The organism is Nonomuraea ferruginea, from assembly GCF_039540635.1.
Classification (GTDB): Bacteria; Actinomycetota; Actinomycetes; order Streptosporangiales; family Streptosporangiaceae; genus Nonomuraea; species Nonomuraea ferruginea.
In genome coordinates, this window is sequence record NZ_BAABFD010000049.1 from 1 (window position 1) to 2,723 (window position 2,723).

General features: G+C 68.2%; 2 protein-coding genes. Both read left to right on the top strand.

What is annotated here, in order from left to right:
* Positions 1-230: 230 nt before the first annotated feature.
* Entirely contained in the window at positions 231-1,760 is a 1,530-nt protein-coding gene (gene istA / locus ABD999_RS43690; protein WP_219552655.1) for an IS21 family transposase, read from the top strand.
* An 82-nt stretch (positions 1,761-1,842) separates the two neighbouring features.
* Positions 1,843-2,622: an IS21-like element helper ATPase IstB gene (istB, locus tag ABD999_RS43695; protein WP_219552653.1), complete on the top strand. Its 780-nt coding sequence runs from the start codon at positions 1,843-1,845 to the stop codon at positions 2,620-2,622.
* The last annotated feature ends 101 nt before the right edge of the window (positions 2,623-2,723 follow it).

Genomic DNA, 2,723 nt, shown 5'->3' on the forward strand with positions numbered 1-2,723 from the left:
TGTATGCGGCCATCTAAAACTCCAGGTCGGCGGACAGGTGACTCCAGGTAGATGGCCAGAAGGGTCCCGGTAGACGGACATCGGAAATCCTGGTCGATGGCCACGTAATCTCTTGATCTTGCTCGTGTGTCCCGGGCGCACAGCGACGCCTCACCCGGTTGGAGTGGCAGACGAGGTAACCAGCCGTTTCGACCGGGAGGAACCTTGTGACCAAGTCCGACGCGGAGTTGATGGAGATCTTCAGCGCCTACGATCTGACCGGATGTGCCTGGTCAGCGGCGCAACTGGCCGGGTGTGACCCCAAGACGGTGCAGCGCTACGTCACGATGCGCGATACGGGCGGCGTCCCACCGGAGCGAACCTCGCGGGCCCGGTCGATCGACGCGTTCCTGGCCAAGATCGAGGAAAAGATAGAGCGCTCGGGCGGCAAGGTCCGCGCCGACGTGGTGCACAAAGACCTGGTGGCGATGGGCTTTCGCGGCTCGGAGCGGACCACCCGGCGAGCCGTGGCGGCGATCAAGGAATCGTGGCGGACCGGCCGGCGGCGCGTCTACCGGCCATGGGTTCCCGAGCCGGGCATGTGGCTGCAGTGGGACTGGGGCGAAGGGCCACGCATCGCCGGACGCCGTACCCAGCTGTTCTGCGCCTGGCTGGCCTGGTCGAAGTACCGGGTGGTGCTGCCGGCCTGGGACCAGACGCTCGGTTCGCTGACCGCCTGCCTGGACGCGGCGCTGCGGACCATCGGCGGAGCGCCCACCTATCTGCTGACCGACAACCCCCGCACGGTCACCGTCGAGCACATCGCCAAGATCCCGGTCCGGCACCCGCAGATGGTCGAGCTCGGCCGCCACTACGGATGCGTAGTGCACACCTGCGAGCCGTTCGACCCCGAATCCAAGGGCGGCGTGGAGAACACCGTGAAGATCGCCAAAGCCGACCTGGTGCCCACCACCACGAACCTGCGCTCCAGCTACGGCAGCTTCGCCGAGTTGGAGGACGCCTGCGCCGGCTGGACCGAGCAGATCAACCACCGCTCGCACCGGGCCACCCACCGCCCGCCCATCCACATGCTCGAAGAAGAACGCGCTCACCTGCACCCGCTGCCCGCCGAACCCTACGCGCTCGCGCTCGGCGAGGAACGCCTGGTCGGCGAGGACCGCACCATCCGCTGGGGCGATGTCCGCTACTCGGTGCCGCCCGGCCACGAGGGCCGCAAGGTCTGGTGCCGAGTCCACGGCGACGAACTGGTCATCGTCGGCCGGCGAGCACACGACGGGCCGGGCCAGCAGATCGGCGGCGCAGGCCTGGCCGAACTCTGGCGGCACCAGCTGTCGACCCCGGGCCGGCCCCGCATCGTCGAGGCGCACTATCCCGACCATCCCGGCGGCAACGGGCCGCGTCAGCCCAGACCGCGCCCGCAGACCAAGGCCGAAGAGCGCTTCCTGGCCATCGGCCCGGGCGCCGAGGCCTGGCTGATCGAAGCCGCGGCCACCGGCGTGGCCCGCATCCGCGCCAAGATGGCCCGCGCGATCGAACTCGCCTCGCTGGTCGGCGTCGAACGTGTCGACGCCGCGCTCGGCCTGGCCGCCATCCACGGCCGCTTCGGCGACGGCGATCTGGCGTCCATCTGCGACCACCTGGCCCGCAGCTCGACCATCGGCCCCACATCCAGGGCCGATGAAAACCACTCCGCCCAGCCCGGCACCGCCTCCTGGGCCGCCATCCGAGCAACACCTCAAAACCGCGACAACAGGGACTGACCAGGAACCGATCAGGCCGCCGACATCAACCACCATGCCGATTCGGCGGCCCGACCATCACACCAACACTCGGAGACTACACATGAGCGTTTCGCTGCCCAAGGCGCCACCCATCCCGGCCGAACTGGAAGTCCTGTTCACCCGGATGCGCTTCCCCTACGCCCGCAAAGCCGCACCCGACGTGCTGGCCACCGCCCGCGCTCAACGCTGGGATCCCGCCGAAGTGGTGCGGGTGCTGCTCGCCGAAGAGGTCGTCGGCCGGGACAACGCCACCCGGCGCAGCCGCCGTAAGAGCGCCGGCATGCCCAACGGCAAGACCTTCGGCTCCTGGAAGAGCGAACTGTCGTCCATCCCGCAGGCCACCCAGAACGCCCTGCGCACCCTGGAATGGGTCAGCCGCCGCGAGAACTGTGTGATCTCCGGCCCGTCCGGCACCGGCAAGAGCCACTTCATGGAAGCGCTCTGTCACCAGGCCATCGACGCCGACCTGCGCGTGTCCTGGTTCACCCTGGAAACCCTGGCCGTCACCATCGGCCGGGCCCACGTCGACGGCAGCATCGCCCGGACCATCGCCAAGATCTGCCGCTCCGACATCATCGTGATCGACGACATCGGCTTGCTCCCGGTCGGCCACGAGACCGCTGAGGCGTTCTACCGGCTGGTGGACGCCGCCTACGAACGCCGCAGCCTGGCTGTCACCAGCAACATCCATCCCTCCGGCTTCGACACGATCATGCCCAAGACCATGGCCACCGCCACCGTCGACCGGCTCATGCACCACGCCCACATGGTCGAGACCAGCGGTGAATCCCATCGCCTGGCCGAAGCACTCGCCGGAAAGGGTGTCGTCCCTCTCACCTGACCGTCCACCTGGACTTTACGTGTCCGTCTACCTGGAGATTTCATGGCCGCCAGCCTGGATCAGGCTGGCCGCCCACCTGGAGAAATTCCTGACCGTCCACA

What these genes read in the sequence shown, in the direction of transcription:
- istA (WP_219552655.1), top strand. Translation starts at nt 231, where the DNA reads ATGGAGATCTTCAGCGCCTACGATCTGACCGGATGTGCCTGGTCAGCG.
- istB (WP_219552653.1), top strand. Translation starts at nt 1,843, where the DNA reads ATGAGCGTTTCGCTGCCCAAGGCGCCACCCATCCCGGCCGAACTGGAA.